At 44.6% G+C, this 4,740-nt stretch carries 5 protein-coding genes; 3 read left to right on the forward strand and 2 right to left on the reverse strand.

Annotated features, from left to right (window positions below; translation table 11 throughout):
- From A3757_RS10510 to A3757_RS10520, 3 genes are all read left to right on the forward strand, one after another.
- A partial coding sequence (locus tag A3757_RS10510; RefSeq protein ID WP_156506275.1) for a DUF748 domain-containing protein occupies positions 1-2,049 on the forward strand: 2,049 nt, incomplete at its 5' end.
- A 26-nt stretch (positions 2,050-2,075) separates the two neighbouring features.
- Entirely contained in the window at positions 2,076-2,678 is a 603-nt protein-coding gene (gene yfbR / locus A3757_RS10515; protein ID WP_068508671.1) for a 5'-deoxynucleotidase, read from the forward strand.
- 45 nt (positions 2,679-2,723) lie between these two features.
- Positions 2,724-3,752, forward strand: a complete 1,029-nt coding sequence (locus A3757_RS10520; RefSeq protein ID WP_068508673.1) for a zinc-binding alcohol dehydrogenase family protein — start codon at positions 2,724-2,726, stop codon at positions 3,750-3,752.
- A 35-nt stretch (positions 3,753-3,787) separates the two neighbouring features.
- Here the strand turns inward: A3757_RS10520 and trxC are convergent, their stop codons facing one another.
- Both trxC and A3757_RS10530 read right to left on the reverse strand, forming a co-directional pair.
- Complete coding sequence (trxC, locus tag A3757_RS10525; protein WP_068508675.1) at positions 3,788-4,219, reverse strand: thioredoxin TrxC; 432 nt, start codon at positions 4,217-4,219, stop codon at positions 3,788-3,790.
- 125 nt (positions 4,220-4,344) lie between these two features.
- The coding region (locus A3757_RS10530; protein WP_156506276.1) for a TRAP transporter large permease subunit at positions 4,345-4,740 on the reverse strand (396 nt) is incomplete at its 5' end.

Below are 4,740 nucleotides of genomic sequence, written 5' to 3' on the forward strand. Positions count from 1 at the left end.
GAAGGCAGCTACGATACTGAATTTAGTGACCAGAGATCACACCTGCTGATCGAAACTGGCTCGGTGTCGCTTTCTCAGATTGCCTTGGCTGAGACTCAAGATACAGAGAGCTTATTTACACTCGATTCAGTGTCGCTTAGCCCTATCAATTTTAATCTGGAAGAACGTACAGCTAAGCTGGGCAACTTGCTAATAGAAAAGCCCGTGTTATTTGCTAAAAAGGATGAGACCTCACAAATAAATTTGCTACGTCCACTTCAACAAGAAAAGCTTGCTACTGATACCAACGAAAGTGAGGCCTCAGAGCCTATAGCAAAAACCAGCAACGACACAAGTCACTCGACTCAGGAAGCACCTTTCAAGTGGTCAGTGACATCGATAAAGCTAAAAGAAGGGCTGATCAATTGGCAAGACGCTAGCCTGGAAACACCCGCCGATATAAGTCTCGAAAATATATACCTTGAGCTTGGAAAGGTCTCCTACGAACTTGATAAAGCCTTTTCCTATAATGCTTCCTTTAATACCGGAGGGGCCAAGCAAAGTCTTTCAGGCCAATTGGCTGCCTTACCACTCAATGTCGAAGGTGATCTTTCACTTTCAGCCCTGCCATTACACTGGTCACAACCATATATAGGTGAGCAACTCAATGTGCTGCTTGAACAAGGTCAACTGGATCTATCATCAAACTATCAATTAAGCATGACAGACTCAGGCTTGTCTGGAGAAATCACTAGCAATACTTCAGTCAATAACCTTGATATAAAGGAGAGTATTGAAAGACAAGAGGTAGCCGGCTTCAAGACCTTCGCTCTAAAAGGCGTCAAGCTTAAGCTGGCAGGCGAGCAGCAAGCCCCTTCAATTTCAGTTGAAACAGTACAAATTTCCAAGCCCTATGCGAGAGCTAAAATCTCTGAAAAAGGCGAGATGAGCCTGGCTCAACTAAGTAAATCAAAACCGAGTGAGACAGAAGAAGGAAACACTGTAACAGAAGATCATTCGCAAGAAGAGCACAAAAGCGAAACAGCAGGAGAACAAGACCAAGCAAGTCAGCCTGCGAATATTGCCATCAATCGAATTATTATTGAAGAAGGCCGCTTCGACTATATCGATGCTTCATTAACACCGGTTTTTAATACTTATGTCGAGCAATTCTCCGGCGACATCACTAATATTTCTTCAGACATTGATGCCCACTCAAAAGTGGCACTATCTGGAAACCTCGATACCTATGGAAAAATTGCCATTAATGGCACAACTAACCCACTCAGCGCTCAACCTAATACTGCCTTAGATATTCAGGTCAACAATATTGACCTAAGTACCGCCAGTCCATATTCGGCTAAGTATGCTGGCTACCTGATCGATAAAGGCAAGTTGGATCTTGACCTGGCTTACGACATCAAGGGCTCTAAGCTGAAAGCGGACAATAAAGTCTTTATAGATCAATTTAACTTTGGAAAGTCTGTCGATAGCCCCGATGCCACAGTCTTACCACTTCCTCTGGCTATAGGTATTATGAAAAACCTCGATGGTGAAATAGATATCGACCTACCAATTAGTGGAGACTTGAGTGACCCGAGCTTCAGCTTTGGCGGCTTACTGCTAACAGCTTTCACAAACCTGATTACCAAAGTGGTAACCAGCCCTTTCTCTATCCTAGGCTCCTTGGTTGAAGGTTCTGATGACATATCATCTGTGAATTTTTCTGCTATGTCTTCGTCAATCGATGCGCTTGAAAGTGAGAAGATTCTTAAGCTTGCTGAAGCTTTGAAGAAGCGTCCTAATTTAAGTCTTGAAGTACGGGGCGTAGCAGATAGAAGTGTCGATCTAGAACCTGGTGGGCAGGTGCTTGGCGAAGATAAACTAGCAGTGCTTGCGAAGAGTAGGGCACTGGCCATCGCTAGTTCCTTGGTGGAGATTGGCGGAATTCCAGAGCAACGGATATTCACCCTCGAACCTAAAGTTGTCACGAGTGAAGCCTCAAAAGAGTCCCCGTCTGCCGAACAGGCTCCGACAGTAGCCTCGATTTTTACAATCAAGCCCAACTAAACCCATTCGCAAACATAGAGAAAGCCATGCACAAAACTATTAGCCACTTCTTCGCCTATGTCAGCCGGCTTAAATGGATTAAACGTTGGAGTCTAATGCGTAATGCAATTCATGAGGATGTCGCGGTGCACTCATGGGAAGTCGCTACGATAGCTCATATCTTGGCAATCATTCATAACAAAGACTGCGATCTAAATAATAAAATAGATGCAAACCATTTGGCTGTCGTTGCGCTTTATCATGATGCGACAGAAGTCATCACTGGCGACATGCCTACACCGGTAAAATATCACTCCGAGGCGATGCGTACCGCTTACAAAGGGGTCGAAGAGAAAGCACAGCATGAGTTGCTTGCCCTGCTGCCTGCTTCCTTGCATCAAGATTTTAGTAGTATCCTGCTTGAAGATACGCTCCCGGAGCACTACCTGGTTTTGCTCAAAGCCGCTGACCGACTTTCCGCTCTTCTTAAATGCCGGGCAGAATTGCGTGCAGGAAACCGCGAGTTTGAACAAGCTGAACAGGAAATCAGTTCACGCCTTAATGATATGAACCTTGCACCAGTACACTACTTTCTTGAAGTTTTTGCTCCCGGCTATGATATGTCGCTTGATAACTTGCTGGATGCCTAGTGTTTTGCCATGATTGTTTAATCAAAACCCCAGAGTGATAACCTTATGAAAGCGATTGGCCTAAACCAATATCTAGCAATTGAAGACCCTGAAAGCTTAATCGACTTCGAAGCGAATATGCCTCACCCCACCGCGCACGACCTACTAGTTAAAATCGAAGCCATTAGCGTCAACCCTGTTGATACAAAGGTTCGGGGGCCAAAATCGCAAACTCTAGAAGAGACCAAAATACTTGGTTGGGACGCTTGTGGTGTAGTCGTTTCCGTAGGTGAAAGCGTCACCCTTTTTAGCCCTGGTGACAGGGTGTTCTATGCCGGCGATATTACACGGCAAGGTTGCAATAGTGAGTTTCATTTAGTCGATGAAAACATCGTAGGTTATGCACCACGCTCCCTTGATTCAGCTAATGCCGCAGCCCTTCCACTCACAGCAATTACGGCCTGGGAAGCCCTTTTTGAAAGGTTAAATATTTCAATTGATGGCTCAAGAGCAGAACACGCCAAACCCACGATTTTAATTATCGGTGGTGCAGGCGGTGTTGGTTCGATCGCCACTCAAATCGCCACAAAGCTTGCCGGGCTTGAAGTTATCGCAAGCGCGTCTCGCCCTGAAAGCAAAGCTTGGTGCGAGAAAATGGGTGCCAAACATGTAATCGATCATAGCAAAGCTTTAGATAAACAACTTTCTGATATTGGTATTCCTAGCGTTGATTATATTCTCTGCTGTAATAGCACCGATCAATACTTCGATCTTATGATAGACGTAATCAAACCGCTTGGAAGAATCTGCTGCATTGTTGACAATACGGCCCCCTTGGAAATGAATAAACTGAAATCAAAGTCAGTGAGCTTCGCTTGGGAGTTCATGTTCACCAAAGCCATGTTCAAGACACCAGACCGGATCGAGCAACATCATATTCTTAACGAAGTGGCACGGCTCGTTGACGAAGGTGAGTTCATCTCCACACAGAATCAAATATTATCGCCTATCTGCGCAGACACTCTACGCCAGGCTCATGCCCAACTAGAGCAAGGAAAAACAATAGGGAAGCTCGTCATCGAAAGCTGGGAGTAGAGAGCAACTAGCAAACTATAATTGAAAACATTCTCTTAAATGTTTTCTTCTATCCATTTCGTTAATTGGGCTAAGGGTAAAGCTCCAGAAATCCTGGCAACTTCTTTCCCGCCTTTGAAGATTAATAAACTCGGGATAGATTGTATTCGCCAACGGGCAGCTACTTGTTGATGCACTTCAGTATTCAGTTTTGCAAAACGTAACTTCGGTTCTAGTTTCTTGGCTGCTGCATCAAACGTTGGAGCGAATTGCATACAAGGCCCACACCACGAGGCCCAGCAATCCACGATCACCGGGATCTCATTATGACCAACAACAGCAGCGACATTCTGCGCAGTGATATCCATTGCTTTTCCAAGAAATAACGCTGACTTACACTTTCCACATTTTGGCTTTTCTTTAAGTCTCTCTTCCGGCAACTTATTGCTAACACAGCACTTTGGACAAACTATTTTTATTACACTCATAGTAAGTTTTTAGCTCCTTAAGAAAAATACGAAAGCGATCAATTGAGTAGGTACTCATCTCTTCAGTAAATTATAAACAAAAAAAATCCCCGACTTGCGGGGATTTTTTATTTGCCTAACTCAACTTAGTAGGCAACCAGTAGAGGTCCAAAGGCCACGATGAGCAATACTGAGCCCATTGTCATCATTGGCATCAGAATACGCTCATTGCGCTGGTAGAAGGTACCATCCTTAACTTCTTCATCAGCTTTAAGCGCTTCTTCTTCACCCACCACTTGGCGTGTTAACAAGTGATTCAATGCTACCGGCGGGCTCAAGTAACCCAACTCAAAGGCAACCAAAGTCATCATCCAGAAGTGAATTGGATCAATACCAGCCTGGTAAGCAACCGTAGCGATTGTTTGGCTTACCAGAATTACCGCACCAAAGGCTTCCATAATCATACCCATGACAACCAACGCACACACCATAAGGGCCATTGCTGTCCAGATACTTGAGAAGTCACTTGGGAACATCTCAAC

Source organism: Oleiphilus sp. HI0117 (genome assembly GCF_001635235.1).

Bases quoted from the DNA above. Each gene is read 5' to 3' on its own strand.
- trxC (WP_068508675.1), bottom strand. From the start codon at position 4,219: ATGAGTGTAATAAAAATAGTTTGTCCAAAGTGCTGTGTTAGCAATAAG.
- yfbR (WP_068508671.1), top strand. From the start codon at position 2,076: ATGCACAAAACTATTAGCCACTTCTTCGCCTATGTCAGCCGGCTTAAA.
- A3757_RS10520 (WP_068508673.1), top strand. From the start codon at position 2,724: ATGAAAGCGATTGGCCTAAACCAATATCTAGCAATTGAAGACCCTGAA.